Here is an 18796-nt window from a genome sequence, read left to right on the forward strand (position 1 = left end):
CTGCTTATCAATCTATTCAACAAGCTCTCTCTATTGATGGCTCCATTTTTTCCCCTAGTTGAGCAATTACGAAAAAATTCATGACAACAGTACCATTCCCTACAAGAAAGGAAGAAAAAAAACTTTAAGATTATAAAATAATACAAAAAAAAGCGATGCCGTAAATCCCAAATTACTGGTCTATCAATTTAATCTCCTTGCCATTGCCGATCTTGCAGTTCCTTTTGAGGGAGTAGCGAGGTGGCTTCAATTTCTGGCCGGATTGCTGTTGTGACTTCGCAGTTACTATTCAAGCAATCGATCGGGAGCAGTGGACTGAAAATCCACGTGTTACGAGTTCAACTCTCGTTCCTGGCATCGCAAAGCCCTCACAAAGTTGAGGGTTTTTTTTTAGGAAAAATGCGGGCAATGCAGTCATTTATCGAACTCGATTTGCCTGAAAGTTTAGCTAACGAGATTGGTGAATCTGTTCGACCTGAATATTTGAAGCTGTGGAGAAGGATTCAGCCCCGCCGAGAATAGTTTTTTCGGGATAGCGCCTTATTTTTGAGTGAGGTACGACGCTAGTTCTGGAATTTCACCGGCGCGCTGCCACTCGGCTTCCCCGCGCCGGACTTTGGTTCGGGCTGTGATTTCCTGAATCTCCCATAATTGCAATTTGGTATAGGGCCCCTTGGCTTCACCGCTGCGAAACACGTACCATTGAGCAACTTCAGGAGTTGGCTGGGTCGATCGTCTCACAGGCTTCATCCGATTAATTCCAGTTGTGGCTTTGAGCTGATTTAGCTCTTGTTCTACCGGATTCGGAGGCGGTGAGTTAGAATTGGGCGATCGCTTTTTCTTAGCTGAACTCTGACTTTTCTTAGCCTCCGGCTTACCTCTGGCAATTTCTACTTCGCGAGGCCACCCCCAGAAATGCCACAGCGCCACCCAAACTAGGGCTACGGCAGATCCTAAAATCTCTTCTTGTGTTTCTGACCATTCTGAAGACTCTCCAAACAGCAGAAAACCGATCGCACCGAGTACGCTCGCTATGAGGTTTAGGCAAATTAGGTTGGTAGCGTCGTTAGCGGCTAAGTGCCAACTGGTTGTGTGCCGAACAAAAGATTGGCTGGTTGCTGTCGTGTTGTGTTTCCAGGCTTTGCGAGCTTGAATCCGGCTATGACCAGGAGATTCGGCGGGCCACCACATCGCTGCCCAATTAACTAAATGCGCTGACCAATACTGCAAAGCTGCATATCCCACTATTGCGCTCAGCAGTACGCACACAACTAAGAAAAAAGTTGTTAATGGTAGTAGCTGTTTCGGTAGGATTTGTGCCGTCGCAATAGTTAGCAAAAAAAACGGAGTACCAGTTACTACTGGAACTAACAAAAGTTCAAATATCTTTAGAAGGTCTGCATAGAAAATCCCTAAGAATTTAAGAATAATTTTAAGCAGCTTTGCAAAGCGGAAGTGATACAGGTAAGCAGATGCGATCGCAGTTCCTAGAATTAAAGCAATGAGCGCGCCCGAAGAGCTGTTGACCGGTAGCATAAAAATGGCGATCGCGGGAATTCCCATCACGATTGCTGCGGGCACCGTGAGAAATGCAATAACGCCTTCCCTCCAGTGCTGCCAAGCCGATACAGTAGGCGGTTGCTGATTGTGTCGGCGAATTTCCATCCACTCGGCAACCTTCGTTACTCCCCAGTGATAGAAAGAAAATAACAAGATTTGGCACAACCAAGCAAATGTTATTACGGCTTGAAAGTCCGAGCTCCTGATGGTGTACCAGTACCTCCTGCTAAATGCGTAGGAATAATAGTAAGCATTGGGCCACAGTAGAGAAACAATCAGCCAAAAGCTAATGCTTAAGGCAAACCCTCTGGCGCACGATGTAGGATCGGGGAGGAATTTCGGCCAATTATTCATGGTTAGGATAATTTGACGGGATATCAATATTGTCCCATTGCGCCGATCGTTCTGGGGAGTGCGATCCGATCGTCTTGAGCGCCGATCGCTTGAGACCGATCGCCCGCTCTGGGACAATTTAAATTAAATTGCTGCAATTACCAACTTTAGAATAAAGATAACTGTGCTTCTGTGAGTTCCTTGTCCATCAAAAAAATCTCTATTCTACTAGCGACAATCTCACAGTAATCAGCCCTAATTTCAAATCCAATAACTTGACGCTGCAAACCCAGAGCCACAATTGCTGTAGTACCTGAACCCATAAACGTATCTAAAACAATTTCGTTTAAATTAGATGAAGACTTGATGATGCGATCGACAACAGCAACAGGAAATTGAGCGGGGTGAGGCGTGCGTTCTTTTGAAGCTCGGTTTTTCCCCGACGTAACTTTTGGGAACTGCCAAACATCCGTCGGATTTTTGCCTTTTAAGTTTACTTTAATCTTGCCGTTCTTTTTCTGATTCGGATATTTCACATTTGGGTCGCGCACTTCATCCAAATTAAATGTATACTTATTTTGATTTTTCACATACCAGAGAAACTTTTCATTGCGGGGTGAAAAGAACTTGCTGCCCGCAACTCCCGCGCCGTAATTCCAGACAACTTCTTGAATCAGATAAAAAGGCACTTTGTCCCAAAGCAGGTAGGAAATCGGAATTGCTTTTGCCCGATCGCGAATTGACAAATAGCCTAAATTCAGCCAAAACGCTCCTCGATCGAGCGTTACCCGGTAAACCTCTGCTATCCACTGCTCGCACCAGTTTAAATACTCATCTAACACCAAGGATTTTTCGTACTCTTTGCCGATGTAATAAGGCGGGCTGGTAACGGTTAAATCTACAAATTGATCGGGTAGCAGCTTCAATGCTTCCAAGCAATCCATGTTATAAATTACGCAATTAGGAGCTTGAAAGTACGGTTTACCTAAAATATTCGCGATCTCAGTCAAGCTCATGAAATATTGGGGAGAGATTTTGTTGACAAGATGCAATAATTATAGTAAGTGAGTTTAGAAATATTGTCAAACTCATCTGGACTGGGGAATCGCCCTGTCGGAAACAAAAGGTTACAATCACAAATACATTCTATTTCCATAACATTTTATAGCTTGAACTCCTCAGTGCCAAATAACAACTCCTCAACACAATTATTTCAATTTGACTCGATCGACAGCGCCCTCGCAGACCTCAAAGCAGGTCGCATGGTGGTAGTAGTCGATGACGAAAATCGCGAAAACGAAGGCGACGTGATTTGTGCCGCCCAATTCGCCACCCCCGACAACATCAACTTTATGGCCGTGAACGCGCGGGGTTTGATTTGTCTGGCCTTGAGTGGTGAAAGGCTCGATCGCCTGGAACTGCCCCTGATGGTCAGCAAAAACACTGACAACAACCAAACTGCCTTCACCGTCAGCATTGATGCAGTCAACGGTGTCAGTACCGGTATCTCCGCCGAAGACCGGGCCCGCACCATCCAAGTCGCCATCCACCCGGACACCAAACCTCAAGACTTGCGGCGTCCCGGTCACATTTTCCCCCTGCGGGCGATCGACGGTGGCGTCCTCAAACGCGCCGGTCACACCGAAGCTTCGGTTGACCTCGCCAGACTCGCCGGCCTGTATCCCAGCGGCGTGATCTGCGAAATTCAAAACCCGGACGGTTCGATGGCGAGGTTGCCCGAATTAATCGAGTACGCCAAAACCCACAACCTCAAAATAATCAGTATTGCCGACTTAATTAGCTACCGGCTCAAGCACGATCGATTCGTCCGCCGCGAAACCGTCGCCAAATTGCCCACTCAATTCGGCGAGTTTATGATTTACGCCTACCGCGACACCCAAGACAACTCAGAACACGTTGCTATTGTCAAGGGCGACCCGGCAGAATTTAAAGACAAACCCGTGATGGTGCGGGTGCATTCCGAATGCCTGACCGGCGATGCTTTGGGTTCCCTGCGCTGCGACTGCCGGATGCAACTGCAAGCGGCACTGAAAATGATCGAAAATGTCGGTTCTGGCGTCATCGTTTACTTGCGCCAAGAAGGTCGGGGTATTGGATTGGTAAATAAACTAAAAGCTTACTCGCTGCAAGACTTGGGATTGGATACTGTAGAAGCCAACGAACGGTTGGGATTTCCCGCCGACTTGCGGAACTACGGCGTCGGAGCACAAATGCTCAACGATTTGGGAGTTAAAAAAATTCGGTTGATTACCAACAACCCCCGCAAAATTGCGGGTTTGAAAGGTTACGGGATTGAAGTAGCCGATCGCGTCCCCTTACTAATTGAAGCCACAGATTACAACTCGATCTATCTGGCAACAAAAGCCGAAAAACTCGGTCATATGCTGCTGCAAACTTATTTAGTAACAGTGGCGATTCAGTGGAACGAAACGAAGGAAGAAGGTAGAAGCCAGAAAGCAGAAGGAAAAGAGGAAGATTCTGCAATCCAAAATCGGTACGAACACCTCGAAAAACTGCGGCATTTGGCGGCTAACCAGCACTTGCTGCTGCAAGAAGAAGCGCGGCCGGTGGGAATAGCCCTTTTCGGAGAAGGCTCCCTCATCGTTCACCTCGGCTTTGATCAAGCCGGACTCGCAGCCCCCGATTGGTACAAAGATCCAAACCATCCTTATGTCAGGGCGATCGGCCAAATTTTGGGCGAAATCAGCACTGAGCCGAATTTGCAAACATTAGAATTCATGGTTTCCTCCGGTGGAGATCCGCTCAAAACCCTGCAAGTTCAGCTCGATCGCGAGACATTCCTTTTGTCGGAATTAACCGGAATTTGCGATCGGCTCGAACCTCAAAAAATCTACAGTTTTGCTCCTCTTGCCTGAAGGCAGAAGGTAGAAGCCAACCCCCCCCTACCCCAGCGGGGGGGAAGGCAGAAGCCAAGAAAAACTGTGAATTTCAGAATAATACTTGTTGCTCCCAGCATCTTCCTTTCGTCAGAAAGCAGCCACCAATAAAAACAGTGAATAACAATGTTGATTCAGTCTAACAAGTCGATGTAGCGCGAACACTTGAGAGACAATCGTAGATGTACATTTATATTATTAAGCAGTATTAATACTCATTAAATTATTCACTATGACTTTTAGTTAATGTTAATTTTTTTAGACATTGATGGTGTACTTATTCCTGACAGAAGACATGAAACAGCGAGCTTGCCAACAGATATAATGAAATTTAATTCAGCTTGCCTTAATCACTTTGAAAATGTCCTTCGTTCCTATCCTAATGCGCGAGTAGTAATTTCATCATCCTGGCGTGAAATATTCCCCTTCGAGGTAATTACACCATTATTTTCACCAGATATCGCTATCCGTATTATCGGATTCACCCCTTTTCTAAACCCCAAAAATATTCACCAACACAAATATTTACGACACCAGGAAGTTCTTGAGTATCTTCGACAAAATCAAGCAGAAAACTCGCCTTGGGTAGCCATTGACGATATTCCAGAACACTATCCGCCAGATGCGCCAGTTGTGGCTATTGATGATTACAATGGTTTTGACCAGAACTCAGCAAAGGTACTTTCAGAATATCTAACTTGATTTCAAAGGTTAGGAAAAAAGTATCGGAATAGAGAGGGTGAATTTGACATGGAAATGAACGTTGGTGACTTTCTGCACCGACTCGACCTCAGGGGACAAGCACTTAAAGGCACCAACCTCGGCGGTGCGGAACTCCGGGGAGCCAACCTCAGAGGCACCGATCTCCGAGAAACTAACCTCAGCGGCGCTATGCTCAGGTATGCAGACCTGATTGAAGCCGACCTCAGCGGCGCTAATCTCAGTGGGGCGGATTTAGCTGAATCATTTCTTAATTTAGCTAACCTCACTAGAGCTGATTTGACTGGTGCTGTCCTCCGAGAAGCTAATCTCGTAGGAGCCGAATTCACCGGCGCCAACCTCAAACAAGCAAGTTTGATCAAAGCTAATTTAGTTGGAGCAAATCTCCACGAAGCCAACTTAACCAGAGCCAACCTCAGTGGGGCCGATTTGCGCGGTTCTCAGTTGAGCGGCGCCATTTTAGACAAGGCGGTATACAACAACCGGACTATCTTTCCCGAGGATATCGATCCGGGTGCAATGGGAGCATTTTTACTAACTCCCAATGCTTCGCTCCCTGGCTTAAATCTGGCTATGGTAGATTTGACCGAAGCCGATTTAAAAGGAGCCGATTTGCGGCGGACAAACTTATACAAAGCTATTTTATTTGGCGCAAAACTCGATCGGGCCAACTTAGCAGGAGCCAACCTCAGCGCAGCGGACTTGAGGGAAGCTAGTTTGAGCGGCACAATTTTGGAGAAAGCTGTTTACAGCAACAAAACATTGTTTTCAGAAGGCATTGACCCCGCTCTGGGCGGAGCTTATTTAATTGCTCCCAATGTATCGCTGCAAGGGGTAAACTTAACCGGAGCCGACTTAAACGGGTCAGATTTAAGCGGAGCTAATTTGAGCGGTTCTAACTTAAGTTCGGTTAATCTCAAAAATGTAGACTTCAGTAGAGCTAGCTTAAAAAAAGCTTACCTCAAAGGTGCAAACTTGGAGCAAACAGATTTGAGAGGAGCCGATTTAAGCGGCGCAATTTTACACCAAGTAAACTTGAGTTCTGCTGACCTCCGGCGTGTAGACTTAACAAGGGCTGACCTCAGCGGCGCTAATTTAAGCGATGCCGATTTGAGGGAGACAGATTTCACGGGGGCTACTTTGCTGTTCGCTAACTTGAGCGGGGCAGACTTGAGAGGTGTAGACTTGACAAAAGCTGACCTCAGCGGCGCTAACTTAACCGAAGCTGACCTCCGAAAAGCAGATTTGATGAGAGTAAATTTGGAGGGGGCAGATTTAACTGAGGCAGACTTGAGCGATGCTCATTTATTCCGAGTTAATCTCAGAGGTGCTAACCTGAAAGGTACTAACCTCAAAGGCGCAAGTTTAAAAGCGGTATTTTTGACCGATGCTTATTTGAGCGAAACCGATTTGGCGAATATAGATCTGAGTCCGAGTTTTTTTGAATTGCCACTAGGATCGGAATGGTAATTAGTTGACTGTTAACAATCGAAAATCTAAAATAAAAAATCGCCCGTCGAAAATTGCTCGATTATTAACAATCTAAAATCTAAAATCTAAAATCTAAAATGGATCGACCTTTAGGCTCTGTTATTCAAGGTTCTCTGAGCAAGGGATTAGAAGTGCGACTGCACGCCGACGTTTCGGTGGAAGATATGAGGGTGGGGAAATTTCTAGTAGTGCGGGGGGTGCGATCGCACTTTTTCTGTATGCTCACCGACGTGTCTCTGGGAACTTCTAGCGCCCGCATTTTATCGAATCCTCCCAATCCCGACGACGATTTTCTCCTCGCAGTGCTAGCCGGTAGCAGCACCTACGGTACCATCGAACTGTCGCCGATGTTGATGTTGACTGCTGAACGAGAAAAACAGCAGGCAATTTTCGACCCCACGAAAAACGGCGGAGTCCGCGAGAATAAGCTGGCGTTAGGAAATTTGGCTTCTTTTGAGTCACAAACCGGTGCGGATATTGAGTTGCTGCCTGTCAAAACTATTCCCAGCCACTTTTCCCAGGTGTTTGATGCCAAAGAAACCGATTTTCGGGCAGTTTTTGGCTGGGAAGATGACCCGTACCGCCGCAATTTTGCGATCGGCAAACCGATTGACATGGACGTTGCTGTGTGCTTGGATTTAGACCGATTTGTAGAACGCAGCAACGGAGTTTTTGGCAAGTCGGGAACGGGAAAATCTTTTCTGACGCGCTTGCTATTGTCGGGAATTATTCGCAAGCAAGCTGCTGTCAATCTAATTTTTGATATGCACTCGGAGTACGGGTGGGAAGCAGTTTCGGAAGGGAAAAAGTTCAGCACTGTTAAAGGTTTGCGGCAGTTGTTTCCCGATAAAATTCAGATTTATACCCTCGATCCAGAATCGACCAAACGCCGGGGAGTCCGCGACGCTCAAGAGTTATTTTTGAGTTTCGATGAAATAGAAGTGGAAGACATCGCGTTGGTACAGCGCGAGTTGAATTTGTCGGAAGCTAGTATCGAAAATGCGATTATTTTGCGAAACGAGTTGGGCAGCAGTTGGATTAATAAGTTGCTGGAAATGAGCAATGAAGATATTTCAATGTTTTGCGAAGAGAAGCGGGGGAATAAATCTTCGATTATGGCTTTGCAGCGGAAATTAGAGCGGTTGAACGATTTGAAGTATATTCGCAAACGCTGTCCCAAAAATTATGTAACTGAAGTTTTGCAGTGTTTGGATGGGGGGAAGAATGTAGTAATTGAGTTCGGTTCACACTCGGATTTGCTGTCGTATATGTTGGCGGCAAACGTGATTACTCGCCGCATTCACGGATCTTACGTGCGGAAAGCTGAGAAGTTTTTGCAGAGCAAAAATCCGTGCGATCGCCCGCAGCCATTGGTGATTACCATTGAAGAAGCTCACCGCTTTCTCGATCCGGCGATCGTGCGATCGACTATTTTCGGTACGATCGCCCGAGAAATGCGAAAATACTTTGTCACCCTGCTGATTGTAGACCAGCGCCCCTCAGGCATCGATGCCGAAGTCATGTCGCAAGTCGGAACGCGCATTACTGCTTTGCTAAACGATGATAAAGACATCGAGGCTATTTTTACCGGCGTTTCGGGAGGGCAGAGTTTGCGTTCAGTTTTGGCAAAACTCGACTCCAAACAGCAAGCATTAGTTTTGGGACACGCCGTACCCATGCCCGTAGTCGTGCAAACTCGCCCCTATGACGAGCAATTCTACAGAGAAATTGGGGATATTGACTGGCAAGAAATGCCGGATGAACAAGTATTTGCCGAGGCAGAATCTGCTAAAATGGATTTGGGGTTTTAGATTGACAACTCCTAGATTCATTACAGAACTTAGGCAAATGTTACTGTAAATTAGTCTTTGCGAACAATTGGCGATCGCTGGTAATGACAGAAATATCTAATTTTTGCCTCACTTATAAACGAAAAAGTGCGATCGAACGTCAAAAAAATTAGACCCCAGCTTTCAGTCAGAAGCTTTTCCCCTTTCACCCCCTCACCCCTCATCCCTAACTGCCCAAAATTTGCCTAAGCTTAAACATGGAGATGATGGAGCCTCGCAGCACAATGAAAGTCAAACAGGGCAACAGCCAGCCTTTATACACCTTGTCGTTACTCGTAGCCGAATTTGGTTAACATATTTAAATAAAAATGTCAATAAATATTTTAAACAGTTACTCGCCTCTAATACGGCGATCGAGTTCGGTTATCTCGCATCCCAGCATCTAGGCAGCGAGAAAATTTCAAGCGATGATGGAACAGAGAGCAAAACAAAGCCCTCGAATTGCATGAGTCTGTTTGCATGAGTATTGTGAAGTTAAGTGGCAGTTAAAACTAACAGGGAATTCAAAACCTTAAGGAAAAATGTAGAATCTTGACCTTAAGACAGAGGTTTTTACCCTTTACGATCCTCAAAATTGGGAATAATATTGAGAAAACTAAACTCTTGCTCCACTTCGCCTTGAACTAGCCGTTAAAGCTAGCGAGCTACCGGAAATCGACGGGGATTACTGAAAAATCCAGCATAAAAGTAATCCCAAACAAAAAGCTTCTACCGATCGTCACCGATAAACAGGAGGGGAAACATCCCCTTTGTCGCAGTCTTTATCCCACTTGCAAAAGTGGGACAGGGTATCACCAACTTTTTATCTGTTGTTACAAGGAGTGCAATACTCACCCATGTCCACCATAACCCCCAAAAACAAAACAGTGAAAGCCGATCGCATGGGCAGCCGGCCATACTCCTCAACGGATACGGTTCGTACCTATCTGCACGAGATCGGTCGCGTACCTCTGCTAACCCGAGAAGAAGAAATTGTTTTCGGGAAGCAGGTGCAGCAAATGATGAAATTAATCGAAGCAAAACAAGCACTTGCTAAAGAATGGCAGCGGGATCTGACGGATCAAGAGTGGGCTGCCGAAATGGAGTTGACCGAACCCGAACTTAGCCGGATCTTACACATAGGGCGGCGCGCCAAGCAAAAGATGATTGAAGCGAATTTGCGGCTAGTAGTCGCGATCGCCAAAAAATACCAGAAACGCAATATGGAATTCTTGGATTTAATCCAAGAAGGCACCCTCGGTTTAGAACGAGGAGTCGAAAAATTTGACCCGATGCGGGGATACAAATTTTCTACCTATGCCTACTGGTGGATTCGGCAAGCAATTACCCGCGCGATCGCCCAACACGCCCGCACAATTCGATTGCCAATTCACATCACCGAAAAACTCAACAAAATCAAAAAAGTACAGCGGGAACTTACCCAGCAGTTGGGCCGGTCTCCCTCCCCCGGGGAAATTGCCGCGGCCTTGGAACTGCACCCTTCCCAAATTCGGGAATACCTGCTGATGGCAAGACATCCAGTTTCTTTGGACTTGCGGGTAGGAGACAACCAAGATACCGAACTGCAAGAACTCTTAGAAGACGAAACTGCATCTCCCGACAACTACATTACCTCGGAATTGCTGCGGCAAGACCTCGATACTTTGATATCAGAACTGACCCCCCAGCAGCGAGATGTGATAATTCTGCGCTTCGGTTTGGAAGACGGCACAGAAATGTCTCTGGCGAAAGTGGGAGAACGCCTCAATCTCAGCCGGGAACGGGTGCGGCAGCTAGAACATCAAGCCCTCGCCCACCTGCGACGCCGCCAATCTCAAGTCCGAGAATACTTGGCTAGTTAGTCACTAAAAAAGTTGAGATTTCCCAAAATCTCAACTTTTTTTACGTCTATACCAGTTTGAAAAAAGAATGTAACTGTAAGCCCGTGATTCACACAATTAGGCAATAGGTCATTCCCAATTATTCCATTCTTTAATCTAAAACAGGACTTACGCACTATCGAGCTTAAATCAAGGGTTTGAGATTGCTTCACTAGGTTGTCTTCGGACAGAAAATCGTAGTATATGCGTCCAGGACTATAAAATTTAAAATCTAAAAGGGTATTATTTGACGGGTCGATCGCCCGATCGGGGCGGACGCAAAATTTGTCAAAACTAATCTTACATTTAAGTTCAGGAACCGGGCGGGCGATCGTTCCTTCAAGTTAATAGCCAACGTTAAGCCAGATACCCGGTTTCTCTACGAGCTTTTTGAAACTGGTACAAGAGGCGCTTGGAACCAGGTATTTTAAATTTTGGGGTTTGGAGTGGTTTTGACTTATTTGATATTGACAGGAAGTTTAGAAGCGATCGCGATCGTGCTTGCTCTCTCGCCCGGTAACTTCAGCATCGCATTCCCCGCACGCCTGGTGCAGGACTCGCACATCAAATCCGGCGTTTTAAGCTCGCAATCTCCCCCAAATCCTGCGCCAGATACAGCTAGCACAGGTTTAGCAGATGGCATTTACCTCTACGGCCAGTCGAGCAAGCCAGATGAAATTAAACAAGAATATTTAGTATTGGAAATGCGACAGAGTAAGGTAGTCGGAGCTTTTTACCTGCCTCGGTCTGCTTTTTACTGTTTTTACGGCACAAGCGAGCGAACTCAGTTAAATTTAACAGTAGTGGACAGTTACGACGGCAGTCGCTCTCCCTACTCCGTAAACCTGCAACAATATTACCCAATTTCCACCATCAGCGAGAACGATCGGCGCATCTTGGGTATTTGCAAGGAAGCTCACAAGCAGCAGGTGTGGGAAAAGTAGGAAACACGCGCTGCGCCACCAGTCAATCGATTTTAGATTTTAGATTTTAGATTTTAGAATTGAAGAAAGCAACCCCATTGATACATCGGGGGCCCCCCGGACTAAATTGCTTTCGCTCAGGGTTCAGGAAACAGCAGTAAAATTGCTCCTGAGTTGAGAATTTCGGACGGACACCACACACATGGCAAGATGAAACTGCGTCGGAAAACACTATCGATCATTGGCATTACCATCGCTGGACTGACTGGCATTCTGTATGCCATCTCCTCAAACATCCTCTTGGGCAGCCTGATCAAAGCAGAGGAACAAGAAGCCACACAGGTTGTCAAGGGAGTGCTCAGCGTGTTCGGGCAAACCGCAGATGACTTCAACTCGCGCTTTGCCGACTGGTCGTCCTGGGACGACACCTACACTTTCATCCAAAACCGCAACTCAAAATTCATTGCCTCCAATTTAATTCCAGAAGGGCTGGCTAATATAAGAGTTAATATAGCCATTTTTGTCAATACTTCTGGCAAAATAGTTTACAGTACGGGTTTCGACAGCCAAAAGCTGAAACTAACGCCTGTTCCAGAAGCATTAAAACGCCGCATTTCTCTCAGCGACCCGCTGTTGCAGCACCCCAACGCCAAAAGCAGCCTCGCTGGTATCCTGCTACTACCGTCAGGGCCAATACTGATTACTTCCCGCCCAATTCTCACGACTAAAAGCACCGGCCCGATCCGAGGTACGCTGGTATTCGGGCGGAATTTGGATGCTGCGAGCATTGCGAAGGTTTCTAAAATTACTCGCTTGCCACTCATTGTACACAGCGTTAATGAGGCTCAGTTGCCTGCAGACTTCGAGAAAGCGCGGGAGAAACTGTCGGAAAAAAAACCGATTTTTGTGCGTCCTTTAAGCGAAGAGTCGATCGCGGGTTACGCTCTGATTCGCGATATTTACAACAAACCTGCGCTGCTATTGCGGGTGGATATCCCCAGAGAAATATACCGGCAAGGTCAAATTAGTTTGCTGTACCTGCTGGTGTCTGTAGCGTTAGCCGGAGTTGGGTTTGTCGGCTGCACTCTGCTACTGCTAGAGCGTCTGGTGCTGTCTCGGTTGAGCGGTTTGGCGAAAGCAGTGAACCGCATCAGCAGCAGCCAAGACCTCTCGGTGCGACTGCCGGTGACGGGGGAAGATGAGTTGTCCGACCTTGCCCATACTATCAACGGAATGTTGAGTGCGATCGCCCAAGCCGAAAGCGAACAACTTGAGGAAAAAGCCCGCTATCGAGCGGTAGTCGAGCAAGCTACAGATTGTATTTTCCTATGGGACGCTCAAACCAAACGCCTTTTGGAAGCCAATACAGCGTTTAGAGACTTGCTCGATTACAGTCTGGATGCGATTTCGCAACTAACTATTTACGATATCATCGCTTACTCTAAAGACATAATTGACAACAATATCGAGTTGCTGCTGACGAACAAACAATTCAGAATTGGCGAAGTTCTCTACCGCCGCCGAGACGGTTCCTGCGTGGACGTGGAAGTGAGCGGGAGCGTGATTTCCTACGGCGGCCGCGAGATTATTTGCACGGTTGTCCGGGACATTACCGAGCGCAAACAAGCCGAAGCCGAACTGCGAGCCTCGGAAGAACGCTACAGACTTTTGTTTAAAAATAACCCCCATCCGATGTGGGTTTACGATTTAGAAACTCTAGAATTTATAGCCGTCAATCAGGCTGCTGTCCAACACTACGGCTACACTCGCGACGAATTTCTCAACATGACCGTTGCGGACATTCGTCCCCCCCAAGAGCTGCCGAGATTGCTAGAAAATATCTCCCAAGTAGATGCCGGTATTGAGTTTGCAGGTGTATGGCAGCACCAGAAAAAAGACGGAACAATTATTGATGTTGAAATTACTTCTTATGCTCTGGTATTTGATAGCAGAAATGCTGAATTAGTGCTTGCTCACGACGTGACCGACCGCTTGCAAGCCGAGGCAGAACTCTACAAGGCAAAGGAAGCCGCAGAAGCAGCTAGTTTGGCTAAAAGTCAGTTTTTGGCTAACATGAGCCACGAACTGCGAACTCCTCTGAATGCGATTATCGGTTACAGCGAGATTCTGCAAGAAGAGGCTTTAGATTTGGGCGAAGAAAATTTTGTATCGGATTTGGAGAGAATTCACCATTCAGGCCAGCTTTTACTTTCTTTAATTAATGATATTCTGGACTTGTCGAAGATTGAAGCCGGTCACGCGGAACTTGAATTAGAAACTTTTGACGTGTCGGAGGCAGTTCTAGATGTAGCCAGAACTGTTGAACCGCTATTTTTGCGAAACACTAATCGCCTGAATGTGGAGTGTCCTAATAATATTGGCGAATTGTATTCCGATCAAACTAAGTTTACTCAAATTTTGTTTAATTTGCTCAGTAATGCAGCTAAGTTTACTCATAAAGGAACGGTTACACTCAGCGTTGAAAGAATAAAAAATAACGAGAATAGTGGGAATTGGGAACAGTTAATTATTAAGTGTACTGATACGGGGATTGGGATTACTCCTGAACAGCTAGAAAAGTTATTTCAACCTTTTACGCAAGCTGATGCTTCGACTACCCGCAAGTACGGAGGTACGGGTTTGGGCTTGGCAATAGCGCAGAAATACTCTCAGATGCTGGGGGGAGAAATTACTGTGAGTAGCGAGTTTGGCAAGGGGTCAACTTTTACTCTGATGTTGCCAGCATAGCTCTTTTTTAAATTTTAGAGGGGCGCAAAAGTCTTGACTACAAACAACATTAATACTCAATGCCTGGTTGAGCTTTAATCCCTTGTTCTCGGAATGGATGCTTAACTAAAGTCATTTCTGTCACCAAGTCTGCCCGTTCGATTAGCGCTGGCGGGGCGCCTCTGCCTGTTAAAATAAGGTGGGTTTCTTCTGGTTTTTGTTCTAACCCGGAAAGCACTTGCTCGACTTGCAAATAACCCAGTTTTAATGCTATATTGACTTCATCTAGAAGAACTAATTTAAATTCGGGATTGCAGATGAAAGTTAGGGATTTTTCCCAGGCTTTTTGAGCTGTTTCGATATCTCGATCGCGGTTTTGCGTGTCCCAGGTAAAGCCTTCCCCCATTGCGTGAAATTCTAGCTGTTTTTCCCAGAGTTGAAAAACGGCTTTTTCTGCGGGTTCCCAAGCTCCCTTGATAAATTGTACTATAGCGACGCGGTATCCGTGACCGAGCGATCGCACAACCATTCCCAAAGCGGCTGTAGTTTTGCCTTTCCCGTTACCAGTATTGACTATAATTAAACCTTTTTCTTTTGAGGAGTTAGCGATTCGCTGCGCCTGTACTTCTTGGCGGCGCTGCATTTTCTGTTTGTGCTGTTCGGCTGTTAGGGAAGTTGTTTCTTTAGTTTCCATTAGATTTTTTTAACCGCAGATGAACGCCAATAGACGCTGATGGATGCAGACTTTTTAGTTATTGCCAGACTAGCTGCAAGTTTAGCACGAAACCGGGCAAAACATCTTCTCCTGAAAGTTCTGGGGGAGATTCCAGTATTTCTACTTCTTGTCCTGGGCGATAGATTTCGACTCGGCGGGTTTTGCGGTTGATTAACCAACCTAGTTTTACTTGGTTATTCATGTATTCTTGCATTTTGTCTTGGGTATCTTTTAAACTATCGGTGGGCGACATTAATTCCAAGACAAAATCTGGGGCGATGGGAGGGAATTTTTGTTTTTGTTCGGGAGTAAGTGCGTCCCATCTTTCCTTTTTTATCCAAGAGACATCGGGAGAACGATTTGCACCGCTGGGCAATTTGAAGCAAGTTGAAGAATCGAAACAAATTCCCAGTTTGGTTTGTCGGTTCCAAATTCCCAAATCAGTAGCTATTTCAAAATTGTAATTTCCTGTTTCTCCTCCGGTAGGTGGCATGATGATTATTTCTCCTTTGGCGTTGCGTTCAAATTTGACATCGGGGTTTTCGCGGCACAGTTGATAAAATTGGTCGTCGGTTAGTTTAACTATGGAGTTGAAGTTGATGGTAACTGCTATCATGGTTTTTTATCAAGATGGATTGGGATTTTTAAGCTACATAATGTATATGAATGCGGATAAATGCCGAGCGATGCAAATGCTGTAAATATTATTGATGGAGGAAGGAGGATTTCAGTGGTAGTTTTTGGGAGGCACTGGTGATATCATTATATCATCTACTTATAACTAACTCTCAAAATTTTTATATAAAGCTTTTAGGAGGAAACACTTACAGACATACCAATAATAAAACGCAATGTTGATTTCGCTAAACAATTTAGGTACTCCCTCTAGTAAGCTGGAAAATATTTTGTTTTTTAAATGCAGGGAATCGACGCCGATCGCAAAAAACAACAAGCCCAAACCAGCTAACAATATTGGGTAGGGAGTCAACTGTAGTTCTCGCCGAAAAAACCATCCGTAGGAGCACAAAACAACGGCGTACAAAAGGCTTACTCCTAGCTTGGGAATGCCTAATGCTATCATATATATATGAATTCTGTAACTGTGATTCAGCAGAAATCCACCTGTTAAAAGAGCGGAGAAGAGAATAAATCGATTTTCGTAATTGCGCGGTTGAATACTTTGAGCTAGTCCATAGGTGAAAGTACAAACAATGACTGGTACAGAACATAAAATCTGGAATATCCGAGTTAACAAGGCGACATTGGGATTGGGAGAAAAATAAGGGTGAAAGAATAAATCGCTGACTTTTAAGCCGGCAAGTTGAGTTAAAAGTATCAGCAGCACCACCAGAAATAAGGATAAACCATTTAGTCGAACAACAAAGCGAGAAATAGTCATAAGCAATTAACACCAAAAATTAGGTTTACTGCCCAAATACAAAAAATTATATCACCAATATCTCTGGAGATTTTGCTAAACTTAATCAGGAGTGTTATCAAAACAAGGAGACAGTCATGCTGTCAGTGAAAGAAGCAGAATCGATCGTTCTAAATTTGGCGCAACCCCTCGACACTCAGCGGGATGTAGAAACTGTAGACTTGCTGGCAGCATCGGGGCGCATTTTGGCTGCCCCCGTAACTGGTTCCCTTGATTTTCCTTATTGGGATAATTCAGCAATGGATGGGTACGCGGTGCGGTTTGCTGATGTGGAAAACTGTAGCGCCGAAAAACCAGTGGTACTCGAAGTAGTTGAAGAGATTCCAGCCGGATATCAGCCTCAAAATACCGTCCAATCGGGGCAAGCGGCGCGAATTTTTACGGGTGCTATGATGCCAGCGGGTGCTGATACGGTGGTAATGCAGGAAGAAACAAGGCGTGAGGGCGATCGCATTTTTATCTTAGTTACTCCTGAAAAACCGCAAGCATTTGTCAGGCACAAAGGCGCTTTTTATCAAGCAGGAACACCTTTGCTAACTCCCGGTACAGTTATCAACGCCCCAGAAATGGCGGTGTTAGCAACTGCCCAGTGCATTCAAGTTCCAGTTTATCGGCGGCTGCGGGTGGCAATTTTTTCTACGGGTGACGAATTGGTATCGCCTGACGAACCTTTGGCACCGGGGAAACTGGTAGACTCGAATCAGTATGCTTTGACAGTTTTGTTGGCCCAAATGGGATTTGAACCGATTCGATTGGGGATTGTTCCTGATAATGAAGATGCGTTAAACAAGGCGATATCCCGGGCTGTTGCGACGGCGGATGTGGTGCTTTCTACGGGGGGCGTCTCGGTAGGAGACTACGATTATGTCGAGAAAATTTTGGCGAATTTGGGAGGAAAAGTTCACATTAGTTCTGTGGCGATTAAGCCGGGGAAACCTTTAACGGTTGCGGAGTTTAAACGAGGTGAAAAAAATGATGATTCTCCGAGTTTTAGTTCGGATTGTCTCTATTTTGGTTTGCCGGGAAATCCGGTTTCGGCTTTAGTCTGCTGTTGGCGGTTTGTTGTGCCTGCTTTGAGAAAAATTTCTGGGCTTGCCGCGGATGCTTGGGGGCCGGAGTTTGTCAAAGCGAGGTGTAATGCTGAATTGCGATCGCCTGGCCGGCGCGAAACTTATGTTTGGGGTAAACTACATTTAGTTGCGGGAGTGTGGGAATTTGAACCTGCTAGCGGCAGCCAAAATTCAGCGAATTTAATTAACCTTGCCAATACAAGTGGTTTAGCAGTTTTGCCACCAGTGGAAACCGGGATTTTACCAGGTGAATTCGTGGAGGTTTTAAAAGTTAGTCATTAGTTAGTTGTTCTGTGTTATTAGTTATTTGTTATTAGTTCGGTATAAGTTCATGTAAAATATTAACAACTAAGTAATCTTCCTTCTTCCTTCTTCCTTCTTCCTTCTTCCTTCTTCCTTCTTCCTGACATCCGTTACACAATCCGTTACACAATCCGTTGCCGAACTTCCTTCGTATTATGAGAATTTTAATTGTTGAAGATGACCCGATGATGCAACTGGGATTAGAGCAAGTTTTAGCCGATTCCCCAGAAATAGAAATAGTAGGACAAGCAGAAGACGGGTATTTAGGCGTAGCAGCCGCACTGAAACTCAAACCTGATATTATTGTGATGGATATCGGTTTGCCGCGGCTCGACGGCATAGCAGCGACGCAGCAAATTAAAGCACAACTGCCAGAAGTTAGAGTAGTAATGTTAACTTCTCACACGGCAGAAACTGAAATTATTGCTGCCCTTTCTAGTGGTGCTGATGCTTATTGTATTAAAGGTGCTTCCGTAGATAGGCTGTTAGCAGCAATTGCAGCGGCAGCAGAGGGGGCTACATACCTTGACCCTCAAATTGCGCGCACTGTCATCGAGCACCTCAAACCCCCGATACCTGCCTCTACAACTACTTTTGGTCAGTTGTCGCAGCGGGAATTGGAGGTGTTAAAATTAATGGTGGAAGGTAACAGCAATCCCGAGATAGCAGCGGCGCTTTACTTGAGTCCAAATACGATTAAAACTCACGTTCGCGGTATTATGAATAAGTTGGCAGTGGATGACCGCGTGCAAGCAGCAGTTGTAGCGCTGAGAACTGGATTGGTCTAAAGAAGGAAGAAGGAAGAAGGAAGAGGGAAGAAGGAAGAGGGAAGAGGCAAGAAGGAATAAAAATAATTCAACATTTTTCAGTTGCTTTCTTCCCAATTCCC

The 18796-nt window shown here is 45.7% G+C and carries 14 protein-coding genes and 1 tRNA gene; 10 read left to right on the forward strand and 5 right to left on the reverse strand.

The window, feature by feature from the left end; genetic code table 11:
- Positions 1-256 precede the first annotated feature (256 nt).
- Positions 257-357 (forward strand) — tRNA-Phe (locus QUA71_RS15975).
- Between the two features lie 183 nt (positions 358-540).
- On the opposite strand, the gene QUA71_RS15980 is transcribed toward QUA71_RS15975, so the two are convergent.
- Both QUA71_RS15980 and QUA71_RS15985 read right to left on the reverse strand, forming a co-directional pair.
- Complete coding sequence (locus QUA71_RS15980) at positions 541-1914, reverse strand: DUF4339 domain-containing protein (RefSeq protein WP_333286383.1); 1374 nt, start codon at positions 1912-1914, stop codon at positions 541-543.
- A gap of 146 nt (positions 1915-2060) precedes the next feature.
- Positions 2061-2909: a site-specific DNA-methyltransferase gene (locus QUA71_RS15985; RefSeq protein WP_333286385.1), complete on the reverse strand. Its 849-nt coding sequence runs from the start codon at positions 2907-2909 to the stop codon at positions 2061-2063.
- 165 nt (positions 2910-3074) lie between these two features.
- On the opposite strand from QUA71_RS15985, the gene ribBA reads away from it, so the two are divergent.
- From ribBA to QUA71_RS16020, 7 genes are all read left to right on the forward strand, one after another.
- Positions 3075-4790, forward strand: coding sequence for a bifunctional 3,4-dihydroxy-2-butanone-4-phosphate synthase/GTP cyclohydrolase II (gene ribBA / locus QUA71_RS15990; RefSeq protein WP_333286387.1), 1716 nt, complete (start codon positions 3075-3077; stop codon positions 4788-4790).
- Between the two features lie 267 nt (positions 4791-5057).
- Entirely contained in the window at positions 5058-5513 is a 456-nt protein-coding gene (locus QUA71_RS15995; RefSeq protein WP_333286389.1) for an HAD domain-containing protein, read from the forward strand.
- A 48-nt stretch (positions 5514-5561) separates the two neighbouring features.
- Complete coding sequence (locus QUA71_RS16000) at positions 5562-7001, forward strand: pentapeptide repeat-containing protein (RefSeq protein ID WP_333214602.1); 1440 nt, start codon at positions 5562-5564, stop codon at positions 6999-7001.
- A 98-nt stretch (positions 7002-7099) separates the two neighbouring features.
- The gene (locus tag QUA71_RS16005; protein ID WP_190662648.1) at positions 7100-8833 is read left to right on the forward strand and encodes an ATP-binding protein; all 1734 of its coding nucleotides are present in this window, start codon (positions 7100-7102) and stop codon (positions 8831-8833) included.
- An 875-nt stretch (positions 8834-9708) separates the two neighbouring features.
- Positions 9709-10713, forward strand: a complete 1005-nt coding sequence (locus QUA71_RS16010) for an RNA polymerase sigma factor, RpoD/SigA family (protein WP_190662649.1) — start codon at positions 9709-9711, stop codon at positions 10711-10713.
- A 464-nt stretch (positions 10714-11177) separates the two neighbouring features.
- A complete protein-coding gene (locus tag QUA71_RS16015) occupies positions 11178-11675 on the forward strand; it encodes a hypothetical protein (RefSeq protein WP_333286392.1) in 498 nt (165 codons plus the stop codon).
- A 189-nt stretch (positions 11676-11864) separates the two neighbouring features.
- Entirely contained in the window at positions 11865-14402 is a 2538-nt protein-coding gene (locus QUA71_RS16020) for a CHASE4 domain-containing protein (RefSeq protein ID WP_333286394.1), read from the forward strand.
- 49 nt (positions 14403-14451) lie between these two features.
- On the opposite strand, the gene cobO is transcribed toward QUA71_RS16020, so the two are convergent.
- The 3 genes from cobO to QUA71_RS16035 all read right to left on the reverse strand — a co-directional run bounded on the left by cobO (position 14452) and on the right by QUA71_RS16035 (position 16495).
- Positions 14452-15075, reverse strand: a complete 624-nt coding sequence (gene cobO / locus QUA71_RS16025; RefSeq protein ID WP_333286396.1) for a cob(I)yrinic acid a,c-diamide adenosyltransferase — start codon at positions 15073-15075, stop codon at positions 14452-14454.
- Between the two features lie 58 nt (positions 15076-15133).
- Entirely contained in the window at positions 15134-15712 is a 579-nt protein-coding gene (locus tag QUA71_RS16030; protein ID WP_333286398.1) for a Uma2 family endonuclease, read from the reverse strand.
- Positions 15713-15877: 165 nt separating this feature from the next.
- Positions 15878-16495: a hypothetical protein gene (locus tag QUA71_RS16035; RefSeq protein WP_333286400.1), complete on the reverse strand. Its 618-nt coding sequence runs from the start codon at positions 16493-16495 to the stop codon at positions 15878-15880.
- A gap of 116 nt (positions 16496-16611) precedes the next feature.
- Between QUA71_RS16035 and QUA71_RS16040 the strand changes: the two genes are divergently transcribed.
- Together QUA71_RS16040 and QUA71_RS16045 are read left to right on the forward strand one after the other, a co-directional pair.
- Positions 16612-17886, forward strand: a complete 1275-nt coding sequence (locus tag QUA71_RS16040) for a molybdopterin-binding protein (protein ID WP_333286402.1) — start codon at positions 16612-16614, stop codon at positions 17884-17886.
- A 176-nt stretch (positions 17887-18062) separates the two neighbouring features.
- Complete coding sequence (locus QUA71_RS16045) at positions 18063-18695, forward strand: response regulator (protein ID WP_006632834.1); 633 nt, start codon at positions 18063-18065, stop codon at positions 18693-18695.
- Positions 18696-18796: the final 101 nt, after the last annotated feature.

It is taken from the genome of Microcoleus sp. MON1_C5 (assembly GCF_036701875.1).
Lineage (GTDB): Bacteria > Cyanobacteriota > Cyanobacteriia > Cyanobacteriales > Microcoleaceae > Microcoleus.